Raw genomic sequence first — 23,392 nt, forward strand, 5'->3', positions numbered from 1 at the left:
GGGGCCATCCGACCGTTCGGCGCCGACGACGTCAAACCCTTTCCCGTCCGACGGCCGCCGCGGCCGCCGCCGTGCCCGCCGCCACCAACAGGGCGCCGGGCAGCGACCGCGTGGCCAGGGGGCCCGCGACGGCCGCGCCCAGGGCGAACGCGGTGACCTTGAGACTCGCCCCGGTGGTGAAGATCTGGCCGCGCAGGTGCTCGGGGGACTCCCGGTGGCGTACCGCGAAGAGCGCGGTGAGCTGCGGGCCCTCGCCGACGCCGAAGAGGACGGCGGCCACCGGGAGCGCGGCCGGCCGGCCCGTCGCGGCCCCCGTCGCGGCCAGGGCCAGTGCCGCGGCCTGGACCAGTGCCGCGGCCCGCACGATCGTGTCCGGTGCGGCGAAGCGCGGGTGCCGTGCCAGTACGGCATTGGCCACCAGCGCGGAGACCGCCGCGCAGGAGAACAGCAGGGCTCCGCGTCCGGCCGAACCGAGAACCCGCGCGCCCAGCAGCGGGACGCAGGCCGTCAGCATGCCCTGGGCGGCGCAGCAGACGACCGAGACGAGGGTCGCCCGGGCGAGCGGAGGGCGCCGGAGAATGACCCGGAACCCGGCGGCGAGGGCGCCGGCCACGGGGGCGGGCCGCGCCCGCGGGCCCGTGCCGGTGCGGGCCGGCAACCGCCACGCCACGGGCACGGCCGCGGCGACCAGTGCCGCGGCGAGCACGACCGCGGTGGGGGCTCCCAGCGCCTCGGCCGCGCCGCCGGCGAGCGCCGGACCGGCCAGGCTCGCCGCGCCGAAGGTCATCGCGTCCAGCGCGTTGGCCCTGGGCAGGTGGGGGTCCGCCGCCACCCGGGGGAGCTGCGCGGTCCAGCCGCCCGAAAGCGCCGGGCCCAGCAGCCCCGTGAGCACCGCGAGCACCACGGTCCAGGCGGTCGGAAGACGGCCCAGCCCGGCGAGGACCGCGGCCAGTCCCACCGCGTACAGCGCCAGCGCGCAGGCAAGGAGGCGACCCGGCCGCTCCGCCCGGTCCAGGAGGGCCCCGAGCACCGGCCCACCGACCGCCGCGGAGACCGTGATGCCCGCGAGCAGCGACGACGCGTGAGCCGCCGAGCCGGTGAGGGCGAGCCCGGCCAGCAGCAGCGCCGGTCCCGCCATCTCGTCACCGGCGCGCGCCGCCGTCGCCCCGGCAAGATACGAGCGTACTGAGTAACCCTTTGGCACCGGGGAGACGTTACGGAGGTAACTCAAAACTCCGCAATATGCGTTACATTCGGCCGGTGACCTCTCCTCTCGACGCCGACTGGTCCACCAGGCACTCCGTACTGACCACGGCGCGGCGCACCGCCGCCCTCGTGAACGCACTCGGGGGCGGCCCTTCCGGTACCGGCACCGGCATCGCGCCCGCACCCCAAGCGGTGGCCGAAGTGCTGCGGGCCTACGGCGAGACCGGTCCCGTCGACCTCACCCCGCGTGACGTCGACGGGATGCGCGCGGCGGCGGACCTGCTGCGGGAGGTCTTCGCGGCGGACTCCGCCGACGCCGCCGCGCACGTCCTGAACCGCCTCCTCGGCGCGCACACGGGGGCGCTCCGGCTGACCTCCCACGGGGGCAGTACGCCCTGGCACCCGCACCTCGACCGTGACGACGACGCGCCGTGGCCGGAGTGGTTCCTGGCCTCCTCCTGCATGGCGCTGGCCGTCCTCCTCTGGGACCACCAGCGCCCGCCCGGCAGGGTCTGCGCGTCCGGTGCCTGCCCCGACGTCTTCATCAGCCGGGGCAGTGGCCCGGAGCGTCGCTACTGCTCTCGCCGCTGCGCGACCCGGGAGCGCGTCGCGGCGCACCGGCGGCGCGGCTGACGGGGACTCAGACGCCGAACTCCGAGGGCGGGATGCTGAGCGCGGTGCACGCCTCGCGGATCGCCTGCTGCTCGGACTGGTCGAAGGAGCCGTCGGCCCCGGCGACGACCATGCCGGTCTGGACGACGGCACGGGCCTCCGCGGGCTTCTTCGCGGCCTTGCCGATCACCTGGAGCGCCTCGGCCCTGCCCTGCTCGACGTTGGCGAGGAGCCGGTCCACGTGCTGGTTGAACCGCTGGCGGAGCTGGTCCGCCGGGAAGTTCTGCAGCACCTCGTTGGAGACGATCAGCTCCTCCACGCGCCGGCGCTCCGAGGGGTCCACCCGTCCGTCCGCGGCGGCGACCAGCGCGCACAGGGCCATGCTGGCGTCCCGGTAGGCACCGCTCTTCAGCTCGTTCTTGGCCGAGGCGAGCTGGGACTTGAACATCCCGATCAACTGGGCCTTGGAACCGCCGGAGGACGAGCCCGGCCTGCCGCCGCCCAGGGGGCCGTGGGATCCCCGCCCGGAGCCGCCCGCTCCTGTCCGAGTGCCCTGGGACTGCTGGAAGGTCTTGGCCTGGTCCTTGATCTTGTCCCACATCGCCACTCGTGCCACCTCGGCTTCTGTCGCTGCGTACCGGTCCGTCCGCGGCCGGATGTCCCGCGGTCAACAGGATGAACGCGCCCGGGAACCACGGGGTTCCCGAAAGGCAAAGAAAAGGCAAAGTGCCGTTTTCCGGGGGCACGTGCCGGGCGACGACCGGCGCTCAGGCGTCGCGGGACGTGACGGCGCCCGACGCCACCGGGGCCCCCGATGCCACCGAGATCCCCGGCGTCTCCCGCCTCCCTGATGTCTCCCGCCTCCCCGGTGCCTCCCGCGTCCCCGGTGGCGCCGCCGTGCTCGCGCGGACGACGAGGCGGGGCTCCACCGACGCCGGTTCGGGCACGGTCTCCGGGGCCGCGACGCACCGCAGCAGATGAGCCACGGCGAGCTCCCCCATCTGCGCGAACGGCTGGGCGACCGTGGTCAGCGGCGGTGCGCAGTACTCCGCCAGCTCGATGTCGTCGACGCCGACCACGGAGATGTCCTCGGGCACGCGCCGCCCCAGTTCCCGCAGTGCCCGGACCACGCCGAACGCCATCTCGTCGCCGGCGACGAACACCGCGGTCACCTCCGGGATCCGGCCCAGGACGAGCCCGGCACGGTATCCGGACGCGGGCGACCAGTCGCCCTCCAGGGGAGGCGGCACCGCACGCCCCGCCGACTCCAGCGTCGTACGCCAGCCGTCGCGCCGGCTCGCGGCCTCCAGCCACTCGGCGGGGCCCGCCAGGTGCCACACCGTCTCGTGGCCGAGGTCCAGCAGGTGCCGCGTGGCCAGGCGGGCGGTGAGGGACTGGTCGACGGCCACGACCTCGGTGGCGTCCGTGCGCGAACCGTCGATGGTGAGGGTCGGCGTGGTACGGGTCAGTTCCTCGAGCCGGGTGCTCCCGTTGATCAGCGGCACCGCCAGCACGATGCCCTCGACGCCCTGGTCGATGAGCCGGGACAGGGCGGACTCGATCGCGAAGGTGTCGAGCGAGTCGGCCGTCGCGGTGCTCACGGCGTACCCGGCGCTCCGGGCGGCGCCCTCGATGCCGGACATGACGGCGGCGCGGGAGTAGAAGGTGGTGCGCAGCGTCACCACGCCGATCGTGCGGCTGCGTCCGGAGGACAGCATGCGGGCCGCGTTGTTGCGCCGGTAGCCGAGCCGGGACACCGCGGCCAGGACCTCGGCCCGCGTCTGCTCCCGCACGTTCGGATGCCCGGAGAGCACGCGCGACACCGTCTGCGCGGAGACCCCGGCGGCCCGGGCCACGTCCGTCATCCCCGGTGGGCGCTTGCCCCCGCCGCCCTGCTTCGCCATGCGTTCCTTCCCGGCCGGTCTGCCGCCCGATGGTATCGCCGGTGGCACCCGCCGTCAGCGCCGTCGCGCGCGGCCCGGGCGTCCGCCGGCGGTGTCGGCGACGTCCCGCGTTCACCTCGGACCCGCGGCCTCGGGCTCCCGCCCGGGGGCGTCGGTGCGCCGGCGGCAGGACGCGTCGTGCCGGGCGCCCAGCGAGGTCCACCACCGCTCGCAGCAGTCGCCGTGGACGGGGACGCCCGCGGCGGTGCCGGCACACTCCGGGCCGTGACCGGCACCGAAGGAGTACCGCCAGAACGCGCAGCACGGCTCCAGACCGGCCGCGGGCAACCGCCGCGGGCGGGCCAGACGCTCGGCACGCCGGGCGAGGAGGACGCTCCGCCGGTGCATCGCACCCTCACGCGCGGCGCACCAGGCGAACACGGCGGCGGCGTAGAGACCGGGCAGCGCGAGCCAGGGGTGGTGGGCGGCCGCGTACCCGGCGGCGGCGAGAAGGAGCACGGCGGTGGCACGGCACGCGCGGGCGGTGCGCAGACTCGGCGTCACAGGGGGCTCCCGGGGGTCGGCGGGGGGAGAAGGCCTCGGGCCATCCGTATGCCCCCGGTTCGCCGTCCTACGTCTCCCCAGCCGTCCGCGTACCTCGGTCCGCAGCCGTCCGCGTACCTCGGTCCGCGCACCGCGTCGTCCGGCCGCGTGCGGTGGGCACCGCGCCGCCCGCCCGGCCGCGGCGGCGGAAAACCCGTTGCGGTCACCCGTCGCCTTCCCTGAGCCTGCTGCTCATGTCTCCCGCCGACCTGCGGCCGGCCACGCTCGCCGACGCCCCCGCCATCACCGAACTCCTCAACGAGGTGGACCGCATCGAGATCGGCCGGCCCGAGACCGACCGGCACGCCGTCGAAGCCGGCCTGAAGGACCCTCGGACGGATCTCTCCCGGGACTCGTGGCTCGCCTTCGAGGACGGACGGCTGGTGGCGTACGGACTGCTGTGGGACGAGTCCGGCGGGGAGCGCGTCGGCATCGACCACTACGTGCTGCCCGGCCACCAGCGGGCCGGGCTGGACGTGCTGGTGGCCATGGAGTCCCGCGCCCTGGCCAGGGCGCGGGCCAACGGCGCGGGGCGCGCCGTCGTCCACCTGCACCTCAACGCCCGGCCCACGACCGACACCGCGCTCCTCACCGGGCGCGGCTGGCGGGTCGTGCGCCACCACCACGTACTGCACCGTCCGCTGGACCCGGCGGCCGACCTCCCGCCCGAGGCCCCGGCGGGTGTGCGGGTGCGGGCGTGTGCCACGGAGGCGGACCGCCGCACGGTCCACGAGCTGTACCAGCGGGCGTTCGCGCGGCACTTCGACTTCCAGCCGCGTGAGTACCGGCCGTGGCTCGCGGACATCGGTGCCGCGGGGCTGGACTGGTCCCTGGTGTGGATCGCCGCCACCGACGGTCTGGGCGACGCCGGCTTCCTGCTGGCCCGCGACGACCGCGAGGCCATGGCCTGGATCCGCGGCATCGGCGTCCTGCACGAGGCCCGCGGCCGGGGCCTCGGCGGTTTCCTCCTGCGCCACGCCTTCGCCCACCTCGCCGCGCGGGGCCGGGACACGGTGGGCCTCGGCGTCGACGCCGCCAACGCGACGGGTGCCCCGCGGCTGTACGGCCGCAACGGCATGACGGTCCACTTCGCGGTCGACACGTGGGAGGCCGTGATCGCCTGACACGGCCGGGACGGACACCGTCCGGTGGTGTCCCGCGGGGACCTCGGCCCCGGTCCGCGCCGACGACCGCGGACTTCGGACCTTGGCCCGGGATCCCGATCCCGGATCCCGTACCTAGGACCGCTCCTGCGCGAGGTGCCCCAGGGCCGCGCTGCGGCTCGTCGCCAGGTGGTGCAGGACCAGCTCCTGGACGCGATCCACGTCGCGTGCCGCGATGGCCCCGTAGAGGGCTTCGTGCTCCAGGGCGACGGCCAGCAGGTCGTCGTGCTGGCCCAGGAGCCACCGCAGCCGGCTGCGCAGGACCCGCTCCAGCTCGTTGAGCAGCTCGTTGGCGGCCAGGGAGACGACGGTCTCGTGGAAGTCGGCGGCCGCCCGGCGGGCCCGCACGGCGTCGTCGGCGCGCGCCGCGTCGAGTTCGGCGTCCACCGTCGCGCGCAGCCGCTCCAGCCCCTCCCGCGTGTGCCGTTGGGCGGCCAGCCGGAAACCCAGGGTCTCCAGGCCCGACCGCACCTCGTCCAGGTCGGCGATGTCGCTCGTGGTGAACTCCCGCACCACCGCCCAGCTACGCGGTCTCGGGGTCACCAGTCCCTCCGACACCAGTGTCTTGAGGGCCTCGCGGACGGGGAGCCGGCTCACACCGAGGGACTCCGCCAGCTCCCGCTCCACCAGGCGGCTGCCGGGGGCCCGCACACCGTCGATGATCTCGTCGCGCAACCGCTGCGTGACCCGCTCGGACTCGGGCCTGAAGCCCTCTGACGCAGCCATCGCCGTCCTTCGTCTGTCTTCCCGTTCCCGGCACGCCGCCCGCGCCGTGCGCGGCGGCGGTCGGGCGGCCCGTCAGAATACCCCGGGACCCGCGGGCGGCCCGGGCGGGACGGCGCGACGACGATTCAGCCCGCCTGCGGGGGCCAGTTGACGATCCGCTTGGGGCGCGGGCGGGCGTAGGTGCGCACCTTGGACGTGGACAGGCCGAGCCGGACCAGGGATTCCGCCACCGTCACGGCGGCGGCGACCCCGTCGACCACGGGGACACCGGTGCGCTCCACCACGCGTTCGGCGAGCCCCGCCATCCCCCCGCAGCCCAGGCAGATCACCTCGGCCCGGTCGTCCTCGACCGCGCGTGCGGCCTGCTCGGTGATGGCGTCCACGGCGGCCTGTTCGTCCCGCTCCAGATCGAGCACGGCGAGCCCGCTGGCCCGCACCGAGGCACACCGGGCGCCCAGCCCGGCCACCTCCAGCCGCTCCTCGATCAGCGGGACCGTGCGGTCGAGGGTGGTGACGACGGAGTAGCGGCGGCCCAGGTACTGGGCGGTGCTCGCCGCGGCCTCGGTGATGTCGACGACGGGCACGTCGAGCAGTTCCTGCAGGCCCTCCCGCCCGTGTTCGCCGTAACCGGCCTGGATCACCGCGTCGAACGGCTCCCGGTGGGCGCGTACGGCCTCCATCACCGCGACCGCCGCGAGGTAGCTCTCGTAGTTGCCCTCGACGGACTCCGCCCCGAAGGCCGGTGTCAGCGGCACGATCTCGGTGCCGGGGGAGGCCGCGCCGGCCGCCTGCTTGCCGATCGCGTCGGTGATGGACTGCGTGGTGTTGACGTTGACCACGAGGATGCGCATGGGGGCCTGGGCCTTCTGCTCGGACGGCGTGCTCCGCGACGGTGCGGTGCAGGGCGGTGGGACGGAGGGCGGTGGGACGGAGGGCGGTGCGGTGAGGTGCGGGACTATTCCGCGGCGACGGCGATCGATTCGCCGTCCACGTCACGGAAGACGGACGCGCGGTCGGCGATCAGCGCGTACAGCACGGCGGCGGTGACCGCTCCGACGAACCAGGAGAACCCGGCCGCGGCGTGGAAGAAGGGGACCAGGGCGACGACGACGGCGATCGCGGCGCTCGGGACGAAGGCGGCGACGGCACGCGGGTTGTAGCCGCGCCGGTAGTGGTACTCGGAGCCGGCGTCCTCGGTGTAGAGGGCCGGCACGTTCACGCGGGACCTCCGCAGCAGCCAGTAGTCCGCCATGATCACCCCGAACAGGGGGCCGAGCAGCGCGCCGAGTCCGCCGAGGAAGTAGTTGACGACGACCGGACTGTTGTAGAGGTTCCAGGGCGTGATGACCAGGCCGAGGACCGCGCTCACCAGTCCCGCGCGGCGGAAGTCGAGCCGGTGCGGGAAGAGGTTGACCAGGGCGTAGATGGGCGCGACGAAGTTGGCCAGCAGGTTGACCGCCACGGTGAGGGCGATGAGACAGAGCGAGGCGACGGCGAGCAGGAACATGTTGGGGATGGTCCTGACGATGTCCGTCGGACTGGTGATCACGTGTCCGTCGAGGGTGAACTGGGCTCCGCTGAGGACCGCCACGATGACGGCGAAGAAGAGCATGTTCACCGGGATGCCGATCACGTTGCCGCGCACGATGGAGCCGCGGCTGCGCGCGGACCGGGTGAAGTCGCAGAAGTTCAGTACGAACGTCCCGTAGATGACCACCCAGAGCGCGGCGGCCTGGAGCACCTGCAGCCACATCGCGCCGCCGGTGAGCGGATCGTCGATCGACACGGAGACCGAGCCGTCCGCGCGGACGAACATCCACACCGCGAGGGCGCACATGGTGAGCAGTGTGGTGGGCGCGGCGAAGGCCATGTACCGGCGGATCATCTGCATCCCGTAGCTGACGATGAGCACCTGGAGGGCCCACAGGACCAGGAAGGTGATCCAGCCGAGCGTCGACTGGCCGAGCAGGGAGTTGGTGTCCAGGGAGGCGAGGGACGGGAACATGGCCACCAGGAGGGCGCTCAGCACGGCGGCGGCCAGATAGGTCTGGATACCAAACCAGGCGATGGCCACGGTGCCCCGGACGGCCGCCGGAATCTTCGCTCCCCGGATGCCGAACGCGATGCGGCTCATGACGGGGAACGGCACGCCCGTCTTGTGGCCCATGAAGCCGGACAGGGTGAGCAGGAGGAAGAGCAGGACCGAGGCGAGCGCGAAGGCGGCGAGGATGCCCCACACGTTGAGCCCGAGGGCGAACAGTCCGATGGCGAAGGCGTAATTGCCCAGGCTGTGCACGTCGTTGGCCCACAGTGTGAAGACGTTGTAGGCGCCCCAGCGGCGCCCTTCCCGCTTGGTCGGGGCCAGGTCGTACGTGTAGAGGCCGGAGCTGGTGGCGGTGTCGTCGGTCCGGACGGACGAACGGCGGTCTTCCAGGGCAGTCATACGGGACTCCTGGGATCAGGTGCGGGGAGTGGGAGGCTTCCATGAAGCGGAAGCGGCTTTCCGGTGTCCAGAACGTAGTTCTCGCCCCGCCGCACCGTCAAGAGGTCTGCGGCAAATGGAATACCATTTTTGAACCCGTGGGTACCCCTGTGGACAGCCCCATGGGGCGGCCCCGTAAGGCGGCCCCATGGACAGCACCATGGGCGGCCCCGCGAGCACCCCCGCGAGCACCCCTGTGGGCCGCCTCCGTCCCGACGCTCGTCGCTGCGTCGACGCAAGGACGCGACCGGCACGGAGGAGGTCCCGTGTGCCTCGCTCCGGCCGGTTCGGCGGGCCCGTCAGCGCCGCTCGCTGCCCTCGGTGCTCTCCCGCAGGACGAGCCGGTGGTCCACGACGAGGTCCCGGGGTGCCTGCGCCTGCGATCCGGTGCCGTCCGGCGCCGCGGCCTCCTCGATGCGGTGCTGGAGCAACCGCACGGCGACCCTGGCCACCGCCGCCTTGTCCGGAGCCACCGTGCTCAGCGTCGGGACGCTGAACCGACCGCCCTCCACGTCGTCGAAACCGATGACGGCCACGTCCTCCGGCACCCTGACCCCGTGCTCGTGCAGGGCTCGCAACGCGCCCAGTGCGAGCTGGTCGTTGAGGCAGAGCAGGGCGTCGGGCCGGGCCCCCCGGGAGAGCGCCCGCGCCACGGCCTGCGCGCCGTCGGGCATCCGGAAGGAGTCGACCGGCAGCAGGGCGGCCGGATCGTAGGCGATGCCCGCCTCCGCCAGGGCGGCCCGGTAACCCCGGGTGCGGGCCTGGGCCGTCCCCATGCCGGCGTCGTCGCGCCCCCCGACGGCGAGGATCGTGCGGCGCCCGAGCCCGATCAGGTGGCGGGTCGCCTCGCGCGCGGCGCCCTCGTTGTCGATGGCCACATGGTCGGCGCCCTCCTCGAGGAGTTCGCCGAGCAGCACCGTGGGCGGGAAGCCCGCGCGGTCCCGCAGGTCGTCGGCGGTCAGGGCGAGCGGACTGAGGATGATCCCGTCGACGAAGGCGGAGCCGAACCCGGCCAGCGCCGCCAGCTCGTGGGCGCGATCCGCGCCGGACTGATGGATGAGGACGGTCAGGGACCGCTCCTCGGCCTCGCGGATGACATGCCGGGCCAGCTCGGCGAAGTACGGCACGTCCAGCTCGGGAACGACGAGCGCGATTATGCCGGTTCTGCCCTTGCGCAGGTGACGGCCGGCCAGATTCACCCGGTAGCCGAGGTGTTCGATCGCCTCGCGCACCACCTGCCTGGTCCGGTCCGAGACATGGGCGTAGTCGTTGATGACATTGGACACCGTCTTCTCCGAGACGCCCGCGTGACGTGCGACGTCCTTGATCCTGGGCCGTGCCACCGAGACCTCCCTGCCTCTTCCGCGCTGCCCGAGTCTATGTCCCGGCGGGGGAGGGCTTCGGTGCGGTCCGCCGCCGTCCAGCTCTTTACAGTCGATGTACATCGATGTAAAAACTAGCCACCGCATGAGCGATCCGGCCGTCGAAAGGTCCGCGATGAGTTCCCGTCTGCCTGCCCAGGGGGTGCCGGCCGTGTCCGACCCGGTCCGCCGCCCCAGCCGCCGCCGGTTGCTGCGCAACGCCCTGGCCGGGGCAGGAGCCCTGCTCGCCGCGGGCCCGCTGTCCGGCTGCGCCTCACCGGCCTCGGCCTCCGGGGCCTCCTCGCTGAGCGTCTGGGACCTCTTCCAGGGCGGCGACGGCATGCTGATGGACGACATGATCGAGGCCGTCTCCCAGGGGGCCGGGGGAGCCAAGGGCTTCGACGTCGACCGGACGATCCTGGACTGGGGACCGTCGTACTACACCAAGCTCGCCATGTCCGCGGCCGGCGGACGGGCCTCCGACGTCGCGGCCATGCACCTGTCCCGGCTCGCGGGCTACGCGCCGGGCGGCCTCGTGGACGCCTTCGACCTGGACCTGCTCGCCGAGTACGGCGTCACCAGCGAGGACTTCGCCCCCGCCGTGTGGTCGCGCACCCAGTACGAGGGGACCGTCTACGCGATCCCGCTGGACGTCCACCCCTTCATCGTGTTCTACGACAAGAAGGCCGCCGAGCAGGCCGGACTCCTGGACACCTCCGGGGAGCTGGCCCCGATGGGCTCGCCCGAAGCCCTGCTGGAGGCGGGCAGGGCCCTGGCCGAGGCGACCGGGGAGGCGGGCATCCTCTTCGGCCACGTCACCGACACGGCACAGACCTGGCGCCTGTTCGCCGGGCTCTACGCGCAGACCGGCGCCGGGTTCGACCTGCCGGACGGGGGTCCCCCGAGGATTGACACCGACGCCGCCGTACGCGTCGTGACCCTCATGACGCAGCTCTTCGACGGCAGGACCAACCCCAACAACCTGGACTACAACGGCGCGATGGCCGCCTTCACCAACGGCCGCGGCGGCATGGCCATGCTCGGCGAGTGGGAACTGCCGACACTCAAGAAGTCCCGCATCGACCTGGGCGCCGCGCCCTTCCCGCAGGTCTTCGACAAGCCGGCCGTCTACACGGACAGCCACAGCTTCGTCCTCCCGCACCAGGACAGCCCCGACCCGGCCCGGCGCCGAGAGGCCCACCGCTACGTCGCGCAGATCCTCAAGCAGAGCCTCACCTGGGCGAGCGCCGGCCACATCCCCGCCTACCAGCCCGTCCTGGCGGAGCCGGAGTACGCGGCGCTCGACCCCCAGTCCTCCTACGCCGACGCCGCGAAGGTGGCGGTGCTCGACCCGCCCAACTGGTTCGCGGGCGCCGGTTCGAACTTCCAGAACCGGATGTGCCAGCCGCTCCAGTCGGCCCTGCTGGGCAACACCACCCCCGAGAAGGCGGTGCGGCAGATGGTCCGCGAGGCGGACACGCTGCTGCGGCAGCCCAACCCGGTGGCCTGACCGGCGAAAGGAGTGACCGACGTGACCACCACCGCACCCCTCGGCACCGAGGACCGGACCCAGTCGCCCGCGGTTCCCGCGCGTGGCCGCCGCACCGCCCTGGGCCGCATACGCACCGGCAACGGGCTCGTGTTCGTCCTGCCGTTCCTGCTCGTCTTCGCCCTCTTCATGGTCTGGCCGATCGTGCAGGGGATCTGGATGAGCTTCACCGACAGCTCACTCGCCCTGCGCGACACGCACTTCGTCGGCCTCGACAACTACACCGAGGCGTTCGGCGATCCGGACGTGTGGAGCAGCCTCGGCAACACCCTCTTCTTCACCGTCGTCTCCAGCGTCCCGCTCGTTGTGGTCGCGCTCGCGATGGCCCTCCTGGTGCACAGCGGACTCGCCGGGCAGTGGGCGTGGCGCCTGTCCTTCTTCGCGCCCTACCTGCTGCCCGTGACCGTCGTGACCATGATCTGGACCTGGCTCTACCAGCCCGAACTGGGCATGGCCAACCAGCTCCTCGACACCTTCGGCATCGCACCGGTCGGCTGGCTGTCCGACGAGTCCGTCGCCATGTGGTCCGTCGCCGCGCTCACCGTGTGGTGGACGGTCGGCTTCAACTTCCTGCTCTACCTCGCGGCGCTCCAGTCCCTGCCCACGACCTTCGACGAGGCGGCGGCACTCGACGGCGCCGGCGCCTGGCGCCGCCTGTGGTCCATCACCCTGCCCCAACTGCGCAGGACCACCGGCCTGGTGGCCATGCTCCAGGTGCTCGCCTCGCTCAAGGTGTTCGACCAGATCTACATCCTCACCAAGGGCGGGCCCAACGGCTCCACCCGGCCGGTCCTGGAGTACGTCTACGACGTGGGCTTCACCGGCTACCGCCTCGGCTACGCCTCCGCCGTCTCCTATCTCTTCTTCGCCCTGATCGTCCTCGTTTCGCTCGTGCAGCTCCGCCTCTTCCGCCGGGAGGACTGACCGTGTCCGCAACCGCCACACCCCCGCGCACCCGGCGCCGCCCGTCCCGCGACACGGCCGGCTCACCCCTGCTCCTCGGCCACGGCCGGCTGCCCCGCGTCCTGGCCGGGACCGCGCTCGTCGTCCTCGCCGTCGTCTGGCTGCTGCCGTTCGTGTGGGCCGTCCTGACCTCGGTGCAGAGCGAGGAGGACGTCAACGCCCCCGGACTGTCCCCGCTCAAGGGCGCCTTCACCCTGGACGCCTACCAGCAGATACTGGAACGCGGCAACGTCAGCGTCTGGGCCTTCAACAGCCTCCTGATCTCCGCCCTGGTCACGCTCGTCACCGTGGCGGTCTCCACCCTCGCGGCGTACGGCTTCTCCCGCGGCACCTTCCGCGGCCGCCGGGCGCTGCTGGCCGTCACCGTGGCCGCCATCATGGTCCCGCCGCAGTTGCTCGTCGTGCCGCTGTTCGACCAGATGACCCTGTTCAACCTGGTCGACACCTACGCGGCCGTCATCCTGCCCCAAGTCGTCGCGCCGATGATGGTGTTCATCCTCAAGCGGTTCTTCGACGCCGTCCCCAAGGAACTGGAGGAGGCGGCCCGGATCGACGGCGCCTCCGAGTTCCGGGTCTTCCGGTCGGTCGTCCTGCCGCTGTCACGGCCGATCGTGGCCGCGGTCGCGATCTTCGTCTTCATCGGCGCCTGGAACAACTTCATGTGGCCGTTCGTCGTCACCAACGACCCCGACCTGATGACCCTCCCGGTGGGCCTGGCCACCGTGAAGGACGCCTACGGCATCCAGTACGCGCAGTCCATGGCCTCCGCGCTGCTGGCCGCGCTGCCGCTGATCGTGGTCTTCCTCCTCTTCCAGCGCCGCATCGTCAACTCCGTCGCCACCACCGGCCTCGGCGGTTCCTGAACCTGTACAGCCGTACCCACGGGCCGGCGTTCGCAGGCCCGGCCCACCGATCGACTGGAGCATGTGTGCCCACTCACTCCGTACCGCGCCCGGAGTACCCGCGTCCGCAGTTCGTGCGCCGCGACTGGCTCAACCTGAACGGCGCCTGGCAGTTCGAGACCGACCGGGGGGACAGCGGCCTCGAACGCGGTCTGCTCGACCGCGAGCTGCGCGAGGAGATCCTCGTCCCCTTCCCGCCCGAGTCCGAGCTGTCCGGCATCGGCGACACGGACTTCCTGGAGGCCGTCTGGTACCGGCGGGCCGTCGCCCTGCCCGCCGCCTGGGCCGGACGGCGCGTCCTGCTGCACTTCGGCGCCGTCGACCACGACACCACCGTGTGGGCCGACGGCAAGGAGGTCGCCCGGCACCGCGGCGGCTTCACCCCCTTCACCGCCGACCTCGGCGACATCGCCGGCGCGGGGGAGGAGGTCGTGATCACCGTCCGGGCCCGCGACCCCAGGTCCGGCCCGCAGGCGCGCGGCAAGCAGGCGATCCAGTACGCCAACCACGACTGCAACTACACGCGCGTCACCGGCATCTGGCAGACCGTCTGGCTGGAGCCCGTCCCCGACACGCACCTGCGCCGTCCCCGGATCACCCCGGACCTCGCCGGTTCCGCCTTCCACCTCGAACTGCCCCTGTCCGGCAACCGCCCCGGGCACCGGGTGCGCGCCGTCCTCAGCGACGCCGAAGGCGAGGTGGGCCGCGCCGAGGCCCGCGCCGACCTCGACCTCGCCCCGCGCCTGCACCTGCCGGTGCCGGACGACCGGCGGCGCGCATGGGGCCCGGGGGACCCGCACCTGTACGACCTGCGCCTCGAACTCCTCGACGCCGCCGGGCAGGTGGTCGACAGCGCCGAGAGCTACGCCGGTCTGCGCGCCGTGGGCCTGCGCGGCAAGGCCGTCCTGCTCAACGGCCGCCCCGTCTTCCAGCGCCTCGTCCTCGACCAGGGGTGGTACCCGGACGGGCTGATGACCGCCCCCACCGACGAGGCCCTGGTCAGGGACATCGAGCTGGCCATGGCGGCCGGGTTCAACGGCGCCCGGCTGCACCAGAAGGTCTTCGAGGAGCGCTTCCTCCACCACGCCGACCGCCTCGGCTACCTGGTCTGGGGCGAGTTCGGCGACTGGGGCTGCGAGACCGGCGGCTCCTCGGGCGACAACCAGAAGCCCGACGCCTCCTACGTCGCCCAGTGGCTGGAGGCGCTGGAGCGCGACTACTCGCACCCCTCGATCATCGGCTGGTGCCCGCTCAACGAGACCTACCAGAAGCTGCACGACCGGATCACCCAGCTCGACGACGTGACCCGGGCGATGTTCCTGGCCACCAAGGCCATGGACACCACCCGCCCGGTCGTGGACGCCTCCGGCTACGCCCACCGGGTCGCCGAGACGGACATCTACGACTCCCACAACTACGAGCAGGACCCCGCCGCCTTCCGGGAGCTGATGTCCGGCCTCGCCGGGGACACACCGTTCGTCAACGCCCACGAGAGCGGCGCCCCCTACTCCCAGCCCTACCGGGGACAGCCGTACTTCGTCAGCGAGTTCGGCGGGATCTGGTGGGACCCGGAGGCGGCGGCCGACCTCTCCGGCGAGGACCGCACCGTCTCCTGGGGCTACGGGGAACGGGTCCGCAACGAGGACGAGTTCCACGAGCGGTTCAGCGGCCTGACCGAGGTGCTGCTGGGCGACCCGGGCATGTTCGGCTACTGCTACACGCAACTGACGGACGTCTTCCAGGAGCAGAACGGCGTCTACCGCTTCGACCGGAGCGAGAAGCTGGACGTCTCCCGCATCCGCGCCGCCCAACTGCGTCCCGCGGCCATTGAGGAGGAGGCGCAGCAGTAGCGGGTGGGGGCCGGAGTCAGCCCCTGCCTCCGGCCCCTGGCCTCCCCGCCCCCGGCCCTCGGGGTCCGGGACCGGACCGGGATCAGAAGGGCCGGTCGCCCGCGACGGCGACGCGTTCGGCGACCCGCCGCCGGGAGCCGTAGTCACCGACGGCGTAGTGCTGGGTGGCGCGGTTGTCCCAGAAGGCGACGTCGCCGGCCTGCCAGCGCCAGCGCACCTGGTACTCGGGCACGTGCGCCTGCTGGAAGAGGAAGCGCAGCAGGCGGTCGCTCTCGTCGCGGTCCATGCCGGTGATGTGCGTCGTGAAGGACGTGTTGACGAACAGCATGCGCCGCCCCGTCTCGGGGTGCGTGCGCACGACCGGGTGCTCCACGGGCGGGAACAGGTCCTGGTGCGGCAGCAGCCGCTCGGGTCCGTAGAACCGCGCGAAGCCCGGGATGAAGTCGTGCACCGCGCGGGCGCCGTCGATGCGGTCCCTCACCTCCCGGGGCAGGTTGTCGTAGGCCGCGGCCATGTCCGCCCACAGGGTGTCCCCGCCGAACGGCGGCACCTCGCGCAGCTGGAGCACCGCACCGAGCGCGGGCCGCTCGCGGAAGGTGACATCGGTGTGCCACACGTTCTCGTACGTCGGTGCGGCCCCGGCACCCTTGTCGAACCGGACGACGTCGTCGCTCGAACCCGCGGCGAGCAGGGGGTTGGTCTCCAACTCCCCCCAGTTGCGGGCGAAGTCGCGCTGCTGTGCGGAGGTGAGGTGCTGGGCCCGGAAGAACAGCACCTTCCACTCCAGCAGGGCACGGTTGAGCTCCTCACGCAGCGCGGGAGCGAGCGGGCGGGAGAGGTCGACGCCGCGGATCTCGGCGCCGATGGTGCGTGCCTGCGGGACCACCTCGAAACGGGCGTAGGGCCGCTCCTGCCACCCCTCGGGCAGGCGGCGCAGGACGCGCCGGCCCTCGTAGAGTCCGTCCTCCGGGACGCGTGCTTCGCGCAGGACGGTGCTCGGGCCGGTGGCCGTGACGGTCATGGGAGTCCTCCCCTTGGGTACGGGTACGCGTGGAAGCCCGGCCGGGCGGGACGGCGCGCGCGGCGCCGGCCGGTCGGCCGGTGACATGAAGGTGCTACGGGTGCTCCGCGCCGGAAGGCGGCGGAGGGGTGCGACGGTTCACGACGCGACGGGCGTCGGGCGGTCGGTGGAGAAAGGGCCGTTAAAGGCCGGAACGCTCACATCCGGTGCGCTCGGGCACGCGGGGACACTCCGCGATGGTGCCGAACCGGTATGGGGTCATGGACCGATTGTGTGATCTTCTTCCGTCCCTGTCAACGGGGTCAGGGACGGCGGGGAACGAAGGGGCGCAGCTCGTCGCCCTCCGGCTGGACCACCCCGTAGCTGCTCTCGGGCACCTTGTTCCACGCGCCGGGCAGGTCGCCCAGCGGTTCCGAGACGATGAGGCGGCTGTTGTCGGAGGCGTCCTTCAGGAAGGGCAGGTCCGGGTGGAGCGCGCGCAGGCTCTCCACCCGGCTGCTGTAGTAGAGCGAGCGCGACTGTCCCTGGCTGGAGTAGCGGAAGGCCCACAGCCGCCGTCCGTCGGTGACGGCGACGGTCATCTGCAGCGGGAACTCCACGCCGTGCTCGTGGCCGATCTCCTCCACCAGACCCGCCATGCGGGCCACGGCCGAGGGCGGGTCCTGCTCCAGGCCGAGGGTGAGCGCCAAGTAGAACATCATCTCGGAGTCCGTCGAGCCCTCGATGTCGAGGTAGAGCTGCGGGTCGACGGCCAGGGCGAGGTCCCGGCGCAGCCGGTGGAACCCGTCGATCGCGCCGTTGTGCATCCACATCCAGCGGCCGTGGCGGAAGGGATGGCAGTTGGTCTGCTGCACCGCGCTGCCCGTGGAGGCCCGTATGTGCGCGAAGAACAGCGGGGAGCGGACATGGCTCGCGATCTCCCGCAGGTTGCGGTTGCTCCAGGCCGGCCCGATCTCCCGCACGATCGCGGGTGTGGCCATCTCCGGTCCGAACCAGCCGACGCCGAACCCGTCCCCGTTCGTCGTCTCGACACCCATGCGGGCGTGCAGGCTCTGGTCGATGAGGGAGTGTTCGGGCTGGTAGAGCAGGGACTCCAGGAGGACCGGCGTCCCCGAGTAGGCGAGCCATCGGCACATCGCTCCGTCCGCCTCCCTGGTGGTCTGCGGCGCCCCGGACGTCAGTCGACCGGCCAGGTGTGGACCGGGGCGTTGAGGTGCATGTAGTCCATGTACTGCTGGGTCATCCGGCGCAGCGCCTCGTGGCGGCCGGGCCGGGCGCCGGCGTCGATGTGGTGGAACATCTCCTTCTGCCAGACCGCGCCGTTGCGGCCGGTGACGCAGCGCTGCTCGATGATGCCGAGCAGGGGCTCGCGCCAGGCGGAGTCCATGCCCGACAGCTCCAGTCCCCGGTGCGCCAGCGGCAGCAGCCGGCGCAGGACCAGTTCGGGCACGGTCACCTCGCCCGCGCCGGGCCAGTAGAGGTGGGCCTCCATGCCGTGCCGGGCGGCGGTGTGCAGGTTGTCCTCGGCGACCGAGAAGGACATCCGCGACCACACCGGCCGCTCCTCCTCCACCAGGGCGCGGGTGAGTCCGTAGTAGAAGGCGCCGTTGGCGAGGGTGTCGGCGACGGTCGGGCCGGCCGGCAGGACCCGGTTCTCCACGCGGACGTGCGGCTTGTCGTGGGCGACGGCGTAGACGGGCCGGTTCCAGCGGTAGATGGTGCCGTTGTGGAGGGTGAGCTCGCCCAGTTCCGGGACGTCCCCGCGGTCGAGGGTCTCGGCGGGATCCTGCTCGTCGCACAGCGGCAGCAGCGCCGGGAAGTAGCGCAGGTTCTCCTCGAACAGGTCGAAGACGCTGTTGATCCACCGCTCACCGAACCACACCCGGGGCCTGACCCCCTGTGCCTTGATCTCCTGCGGCCGTGTGTCGGTGGCCTGCTCGAACAGAGGGATGCGGCTCTCGTGCCACAGCTCCTTGCCGAGCAGGAAGGGGGAGTTGGCCGCGAGGGCGACCTGGACACCGGCGACGGCCTGCGCCGCGTTCCAGTAGTCGGGGAACTCCTCCGGGGCGACCTGGAGGTGGAACTGGGTGCTGGTGCAGGCGGCCTCGGGTGTGATCGTGTCGGCGTAGGTCCGCAGGCGGTCGACGCCGTCCACCTCGATGTGCAGGTCCTCGCCCCGGGCGGCGAACACCTGGTCGTTGAGGAGCCGGTAGCGCGGGTTCTCCGACAGGGCCGCCTCCCCCACGTCCTGCCGGCGCAGGGTGGGCAGGGTGCCGATCATGATCAGGTGGGCGCCGACCGACGCGGCACGGTCCTCGGCGTGGTTGAGGGCGGCCCGGATCTCGGTCTCCCACGCGTCGGGGCCGCCGGCCGTGAGCTGCCGGGGAGGGATGTTGATCTCCAGGTTGAACCGGCCCAGCTCGGTGGACCAGGCCGGGTCCGCGATCGCCTCGAGGGCGTCGCTGTTGCGCATGGCCGGTTCGCCCCGGTCGTCGACCAGGTTCAGTTCGATCTCCAGGCCGACCTGGGGACGCTCGGTCTCGAAGCGGGACTCGCGCAGCATCTGCGCGAAGGCGTCGAGGCACTCCTGCATCTTGATGCGGTACCGGCGGCGGTCCTCGCGGGTGAAGACCAGCGCCGGGACGTCCCGTCCCATGGGTCCTCCCGGGGTTGCCTTCCTCGGACGCTCCTCCACCCCAGCGTCGCACCACCTGGCGCACCCCACCAGACGAAACGGGAGGGGGCCCGCCGCACCGTGTGCGGCGGGCCCCCTCCCTCGGGTCCTGGCAGGGCCGATCAGGGCCTACAGCTTGCCGGAGGCGCGCACCGTGATCTTCGCGGAGGTCTTGCCCGTCGGCGAGGAGCCGTAGCCCTCGACCTTGTCGACGACGTCCGTGCCCTCGACGACCTTGCCGAAGACGACGTGCTTGCCGTCCAGCCACGGGGTGGCCACCGTGGTGATGAAGAACTGCGAGCCGTTGGTGTTCGGCCCCGCGTTGGCCATCGAGAGCAGGTAGGGGCCGGTGTGCTTGAGCTTGAAGTTCTCGTCCTCGAACTTCGCGCCGTAGATGCTCTTGCCCCCGGTGCCGTTGCCCTCGGTGAAGTCGCCGCCCTGGAGCATGAACTGCGGGATCACGCGGTGGAACGGGGAACCCGCGTAGCCGAAGCCGTGCTCGCCGGTCGCCAGCTCGATGAAGTTCTTGGCGGTCTTGGGGGTGACGTCCTCGAAGAGCTCGAAGACGATGCGGCCCGCATCCTGGCCGTTGATGTCGATGTCGAAGTAAACCTTGGAATTGCTCATCGCACCATTGTGACCTGTGACCCCGGGTGATGCCGAACCGGCTTCCCGTTCAGCGTGTGGCGAGCAGCGTGAGGGTGTCGATCACGCGGTGGGAGAAGCCCCACTCGTTGTCGTACCAGGCGACCACCTTGACGTGCCGGCCGTCGACGCGGGTCAGGGCAGAGTCGAAGATCGACGAGGCCGGGTTGCCCGTGATGTCGGAGGAGACCAGCGGGTCCTCCGAGTACTCCAGCACCCCGGCGAGCGGCCCGTCGGCGGCGGCGCGGTAGGCCGCGAGCACGTCCTCGCGCGTCACGTCGCGGGCGACGGTCGTGTTCAGCTCGACGATCGAGCCCACCGGGACCGGCACGCGGATCGAGTCGCCCGACAGCTTGCCGTCGAGGCCCGGCAGGACGAGGCCGATCGCCTTGGCGGCGCCCGTCGTGGTCGGCACGATGTTCACGCCGGCGGCACGGGCGCGGCGCGCGTCGCGGTGCGGGCCGTCCTGGAGGTTCTGCTCCTGCGTGTAGGCGTGCACCGTCGTCATGAACCCGTGCTCGATGCCGGCCAGCTCGTCCAGCACCGCGGCCAGCGGCGCGAGGGCGTTGGTGGTGCAGGAGGCGTTGGAGACGATCGTGTGGGCCGCCGGGTCGTAGGCGTCGGTGTTCACGCCGTAGGCGAGCGTCACGTCGGCGCCGCTCGACGGGGCGCTGACCAGGACCTTGCGCGCGCCCGCGGCGAGGTGGGCGCGGGCCGCGTCGGCCGAGGTGAAGCGGCCGGTCGACTCCAGCACGAGGTCGACGCCCAGCTTGGCCCAGGGGAGCCGGGCCGGGTCGCGCTCGGCGAGGACCTTGATGCGCTGCCCGTCGACGACGAGGGTGTCGCCGTCCACGGTCACCGGGCGGCCGAGCCGGCCGGCCGTGGAGTCGAAGGCGAGCAGGCGGGCGAGGGTGGCGGGCTCCGTGAGGTCGTTGACGGCGACGACCTCGAGCTTCGTGTCGCGCTCCAGCAGCGCGCGCAGCACGTTGCGCCCGATGCGGCCGAAACCGTTGATGCCGATGCGAGTCATGAGTGGTGTGTCCCTTCGTTCGCCACCAGTCCTTCGCCACCAGGCTCGCGCACGCCGTCCGGGGGCGGCAGCGGCGGAAGTGCCACGGTTCGCAAGGATCGCGCCACACCGGCCGGCGGCACGCCTACTCGCCGCGGGCGAAGGTGCGCCGGTACTCGCTGGGGGTGGTGCCGAGGATGCGCTGGAAGTGCAGCCGCAGGTTGGCGCCGGTGCCGAGCCCCACGTCGGCGGCGATCTGCTCGACGCCGCGCTCCGAGCGTTCGAGCAGCTCGCGGGCCATGTCGATCCGGGACCGCATGATCCACTGCATCGGCGTGTACCCGGTGTCCTCGACGAAGCGCCGGGAGAGGGTGCGCGGGGAGACGGCCGCGTGCCGGGCCAGGGCCTCCAGGGTGAGCGGCTCACCCAGCCGGCGCAGCGCCCACTCGCGGGTGGCGGCGAAGCGCTCGCCGAGGGGCTCGGGCACACTGCGCGGCACGTACTGGGCCTGGCCGCCGCTGCGGTAGGGGGCCGCCACCAGGCGCCGGGCCGCGTGGTTCGACGCGGCCACCCCGAGGTCGCCGCGCAGGATGTGCAGGCACAGGTCGATGCCGGAGGCGGCGCCCGCGGAGGTGAGGACGGTGCCCTCGTCCACGAACAGCACGTTCTCGTCGACCCGTACGCGCGGGTGCTTCGCCGCGAGCGCCCGCGTGTAGTGCCAGTGGGTGGTGGCCCGCCTGCCGTCGAGCAGGCCGGTGGCGGCCAGCGCGAAGGCCCCGGTGGAGATGGCGGCGAGGCGGGCGCCCCGGCCGTGGGCCGCCCTCAGCGCCTCGACGACGGCCGGCGGCGGGTCGTCGACGTCGGGGGAGCGGTAACCGGGCAGGAAGACCACGTCGGCCCAGGCCAGGGCGTCGAGGCCGTGGGCGACGTGGTACGACAGGCCGTCGCCGCCGGTCACCAGGCCCTCAGCCGCCCCGCACACCCGGACCTCGTAAGGCATGCTGGCGCGCGTCGTGAAGACCTGCGCCGGGATGCCGACGTCGAGCGGTTTCGCGCCCTCGAGCACGAGGACGGCGACGCGGCGCAGGCGGGAGGACGGCACGGGAAGAGCGTACGCGGGGGAGTGCCGGGGTCAGCCCAGGCCGAGGACGCTCATCGTGTGCTCGGCCATGCGCCGCTCGCCCAGGGCGTTGGGGTGGACGGGCACGAGGTTGCTCCCGAACAGCAGCGGCTCGATCCAGCGGGTCCCGGGGGCCTGGCAGGCGTCGTGGCCCTCGGAGTCCGCGGAGAAGTCGACGTACGTGGCGCCCGTCTCCTCGGCCGCCCGCCGGACCGCGTCGTTCAGGTGCGCCTGGATGGCGCGCAGGTAGGGCACGTCACCGGCGGCGAGGGGCAGCTTCACGAAGCAGGACGGGTCGGCGGCGGCCGGGGTGATCCACGGATAGCCGAGGGCCGCCACCCGGGCGTCCGGCGCCTTGGCGCGCACCGCGCGCAGGGCCGCCTTGAGCGCGGGATAGGTGCTGGTCTCGATCTCGTCGTCGAAGGACGTGCCGTGCTTGTCCTTGCAGGGACTGCCCTTGCCGCCGCTGAGGACGCCCGCCGTGCCGCAGGCCGTGATGGCGTTGATGAACGTGCCGTTGTCGTTGCCGCCGATGGTGAGCGTGACCAGGTCCGTGCCGGCGCCTACCGCGTCCAACTGCGGGGCGACGCCCGGGTACTGGGCCTGCGTGAAGTCGGCGGTGCGGGCGGCGCCGCAGGTGACGTCCTTGAGGCGGGCGCCCGTCGCCTTCGCGATGACATGGGGGTAGTTGGCCGTCGAGCGCAGACAGAGCAGGTTGGTGGGGTCGACGGGCAGGACGCCCGATCCGGCGCTGTAACTGTCGCCGAGGGCCACGTAGTCGAGGGGGGCGGGCGCGGCGTGGGCGGTGGCGTCCGTGAGGCCGAGGGCGAGCGTGCCGACCGCGGCGATTGTCGCGGTCATGACACGGCGAAAGGTGTGCTTCGGCATGTGCTCTCTCTTCTTCGGGAGGGCGGCGGTCTTCGGGAGGGGTGCGGCGGGGCCGCCGAACGGGTGCGACGGGGTTACCGGACGGTTCTACTTTTAAGTAATGTGCAGGGCTGCTGACCCGGCGTCAACGGTGGTGACGGAACTTCTCACGGACGCCGGGCCGCACCGGCGCCGGGGCGGCCCTCTCCTCGGCCGAGCCGTTTGATTCCCGACCGGCTCCCGTCGAAGATCGACGCATGCACCGTCTGATCATCGCCGCACTCAGGGTCGGCACAGCCTCAGCGATCCTGCTCGGACTCTTCGGCCAGCTCGTCGTCATCCCGTCCACGGCGTCCGACGAGGTCGACCGCTTCCCGCCCTACGAACCCTTCGCCGTGCCCTATGCGACGGTGGCGATCGTCGGGGTCGCCTGCGTCCAGGTCGTGCTGGGCGCGGTGTGGATGCTGCTCGGCATGGTCGAGCGGGACGCCGTCTTCACCCGCCGGGCCTTCCGGTGGGTCGACGTCGTCATCGGGGCCACGGTCGTGGCCACGCTGCTGGCGCTCGGCACCGCCGTGCACCTGGCCGTGGCGGAGATCCCCTCTCCCGACGACGGCATGCAGGCGCTCGGCGCGCTCGGTGCCGCGGTCACCTGTGCCGGGGCCGGAGCCGCGTTCGCCATGCTCACCGTCGTTATGCGCGGACTGCTGCACAAGGCGACCGCGATGCGCGCCGAACTCGCCGAGGCGGTCTGAC

General features: G+C 72.5%; 22 protein-coding genes. 7 read left to right on the forward strand and 15 right to left on the reverse strand.

The features are described 5' to 3' along the window. Window positions 1–31 precede the first annotated feature (31 nt). Window positions 32–1,204 (reverse strand): MFS transporter, encoded by a 1,173-nt coding sequence (locus tag Sdi02f_RS28520; protein ID WP_030403241.1) that lies wholly within the window; start codon window positions 1,202–1,204, stop codon window positions 32–34. Window positions 1,205–1,242: 38 nt separating this feature from the next. On the opposite strand from Sdi02f_RS28520, the gene Sdi02f_RS28525 reads away from it, so the two are divergent. Beyond that, window positions 1,243–1,839, forward strand: a complete 597-nt coding sequence (locus Sdi02f_RS28525) for a CGNR zinc finger domain-containing protein (protein WP_055469793.1) — start codon at window positions 1,243–1,245, stop codon at window positions 1,837–1,839. A gap of 7 nt (window positions 1,840–1,846) precedes the next feature. On the opposite strand, the gene Sdi02f_RS28530 is transcribed toward Sdi02f_RS28525, so the two are convergent. The 3 genes from Sdi02f_RS28530 to Sdi02f_RS28540 form a co-directional block, all read right to left on the reverse strand. Further along, window positions 1,847–2,425, reverse strand: a complete 579-nt coding sequence (locus Sdi02f_RS28530) for a tellurite resistance TerB family protein (RefSeq protein ID WP_037825249.1) — start codon at window positions 2,423–2,425, stop codon at window positions 1,847–1,849. Window positions 2,426–2,585: 160 nt separating this feature from the next. After that, on the reverse strand, window positions 2,586–3,722 hold the full coding sequence (locus Sdi02f_RS28535) for a LacI family DNA-binding transcriptional regulator (RefSeq protein WP_108934246.1): 1,137 nt from the start codon (window positions 3,720–3,722) through the stop codon (window positions 2,586–2,588). 111 nt (window positions 3,723–3,833) lie between these two features. Continuing rightward, window positions 3,834–4,265 (reverse strand): hypothetical protein, encoded by a 432-nt coding sequence (locus Sdi02f_RS28540; RefSeq protein ID WP_055469792.1) that lies wholly within the window; start codon window positions 4,263–4,265, stop codon window positions 3,834–3,836. Between the two features lie 233 nt (window positions 4,266–4,498). On the opposite strand from Sdi02f_RS28540, the gene Sdi02f_RS28545 reads away from it, so the two are divergent. Then, a complete protein-coding gene (locus tag Sdi02f_RS28545; protein ID WP_108934247.1) occupies window positions 4,499–5,428 on the forward strand; it encodes a GNAT family N-acetyltransferase in 930 nt (309 codons plus the stop codon). Window positions 5,429–5,542: 114 nt separating this feature from the next. Here Sdi02f_RS28545 and Sdi02f_RS28550 read toward each other — a convergent pair whose 3' ends face one another. From Sdi02f_RS28550 to Sdi02f_RS28565, 4 genes are all read right to left on the reverse strand, one after another. Further along, window positions 5,543–6,193 carry a GntR family transcriptional regulator gene (locus tag Sdi02f_RS28550; RefSeq protein WP_108934248.1) on the reverse strand — a complete coding sequence of 217 codons (651 nt, stop codon included), beginning with the start codon at window positions 6,191–6,193 and terminating at the stop codon, window positions 5,543–5,545. Window positions 6,194–6,318: 125 nt separating this feature from the next. Further along, window positions 6,319–7,044: an aspartate/glutamate racemase family protein gene (locus Sdi02f_RS28555; protein ID WP_031086633.1), complete on the reverse strand. Its 726-nt coding sequence runs from the start codon at window positions 7,042–7,044 to the stop codon at window positions 6,319–6,321. Between the two features lie 104 nt (window positions 7,045–7,148). Continuing rightward, window positions 7,149–8,636, reverse strand: a complete 1,488-nt coding sequence (locus tag Sdi02f_RS28560) for an NCS1 family nucleobase:cation symporter-1 (protein WP_108934249.1) — start codon at window positions 8,634–8,636, stop codon at window positions 7,149–7,151. Window positions 8,637–8,974: 338 nt separating this feature from the next. After that, complete coding sequence (locus tag Sdi02f_RS28565) at window positions 8,975–10,018, reverse strand: LacI family DNA-binding transcriptional regulator (protein WP_053666086.1); 1,044 nt, start codon at window positions 10,016–10,018, stop codon at window positions 8,975–8,977. Window positions 10,019–10,172: 154 nt separating this feature from the next. Between Sdi02f_RS28565 and Sdi02f_RS28570 the strand changes: the two genes are divergently transcribed. The 4 genes from Sdi02f_RS28570 (at window position 10,173) to Sdi02f_RS28585 (ending at window position 15,300) form a co-directional block, all read left to right on the forward strand. After that, window positions 10,173–11,546, forward strand: coding sequence for an extracellular solute-binding protein (locus tag Sdi02f_RS28570; RefSeq protein ID WP_030403231.1), 1,374 nt, complete (start codon window positions 10,173–10,175; stop codon window positions 11,544–11,546). Window positions 11,547–11,567: 21 nt separating this feature from the next. Then, a complete protein-coding gene (locus Sdi02f_RS28575) occupies window positions 11,568–12,509 on the forward strand; it encodes a carbohydrate ABC transporter permease (protein WP_167458263.1) in 942 nt (313 codons plus the stop codon). Between the two features lie 2 nt (window positions 12,510–12,511). After that, a complete protein-coding gene (locus Sdi02f_RS28580) occupies window positions 12,512–13,411 on the forward strand; it encodes a carbohydrate ABC transporter permease (protein WP_030403229.1) in 900 nt (299 codons plus the stop codon). A gap of 65 nt (window positions 13,412–13,476) precedes the next feature. Then, window positions 13,477–15,300, forward strand: coding sequence for a glycoside hydrolase family 2 protein (locus Sdi02f_RS28585; protein WP_108934251.1), 1,824 nt, complete (start codon window positions 13,477–13,479; stop codon window positions 15,298–15,300). 82 nt (window positions 15,301–15,382) lie between these two features. Here Sdi02f_RS28585 and Sdi02f_RS28590 read toward each other — a convergent pair whose 3' ends face one another. The 7 genes from Sdi02f_RS28590 to Sdi02f_RS28620 form a co-directional block, all read right to left on the reverse strand. After that, window positions 15,383–16,321, reverse strand: a complete 939-nt coding sequence (locus tag Sdi02f_RS28590; protein ID WP_031086624.1) for a TauD/TfdA dioxygenase family protein — start codon at window positions 16,319–16,321, stop codon at window positions 15,383–15,385. Between the two features lie 302 nt (window positions 16,322–16,623). Continuing rightward, on the reverse strand, window positions 16,624–17,457 hold the full coding sequence (locus Sdi02f_RS28595; protein ID WP_030403226.1) for a class II glutamine amidotransferase: 834 nt from the start codon (window positions 17,455–17,457) through the stop codon (window positions 16,624–16,626). A 41-nt stretch (window positions 17,458–17,498) separates the two neighbouring features. Further along, window positions 17,499–18,977 carry a glutamate-cysteine ligase family protein gene (locus Sdi02f_RS28600; protein WP_030403225.1) on the reverse strand — a complete coding sequence of 493 codons (1,479 nt, stop codon included), beginning with the start codon at window positions 18,975–18,977 and terminating at the stop codon, window positions 17,499–17,501. Window positions 18,978–19,124: 147 nt separating this feature from the next. Then, on the reverse strand, window positions 19,125–19,622 hold the full coding sequence (locus Sdi02f_RS28605) for a peptidylprolyl isomerase (protein ID WP_030403224.1): 498 nt from the start codon (window positions 19,620–19,622) through the stop codon (window positions 19,125–19,127). A 49-nt stretch (window positions 19,623–19,671) separates the two neighbouring features. Further along, window positions 19,672–20,670 (reverse strand): type I glyceraldehyde-3-phosphate dehydrogenase, encoded by a 999-nt coding sequence (gene gap / locus Sdi02f_RS28610; RefSeq protein WP_030403223.1) that lies wholly within the window; start codon window positions 20,668–20,670, stop codon window positions 19,672–19,674. Window positions 20,671–20,794: 124 nt separating this feature from the next. Continuing rightward, a complete protein-coding gene (locus Sdi02f_RS28615) occupies window positions 20,795–21,751 on the reverse strand; it encodes a GlxA family transcriptional regulator (protein WP_108934252.1) in 957 nt (318 codons plus the stop codon). Between the two features lie 30 nt (window positions 21,752–21,781). After that, window positions 21,782–22,657: an SGNH/GDSL hydrolase family protein gene (locus Sdi02f_RS28620; RefSeq protein ID WP_108934253.1), complete on the reverse strand. Its 876-nt coding sequence runs from the start codon at window positions 22,655–22,657 to the stop codon at window positions 21,782–21,784. A gap of 236 nt (window positions 22,658–22,893) precedes the next feature. Here Sdi02f_RS28620 and Sdi02f_RS28625 point away from each other — a divergent pair, with 236 nt between their 5' ends. Next, entirely contained in the window at window positions 22,894–23,391 is a 498-nt protein-coding gene (locus Sdi02f_RS28625; RefSeq protein ID WP_030403220.1) for a DUF2975 domain-containing protein, read from the forward strand. Window position 23,392: the final 1 nt, after the last annotated feature.

The sequence above is a fragment of the Streptomyces ardesiacus genome (assembly GCF_003112575.1).
Classification (GTDB): domain Bacteria; phylum Actinomycetota; class Actinomycetes; order Streptomycetales; family Streptomycetaceae; genus Streptomyces; species Streptomyces ardesiacus.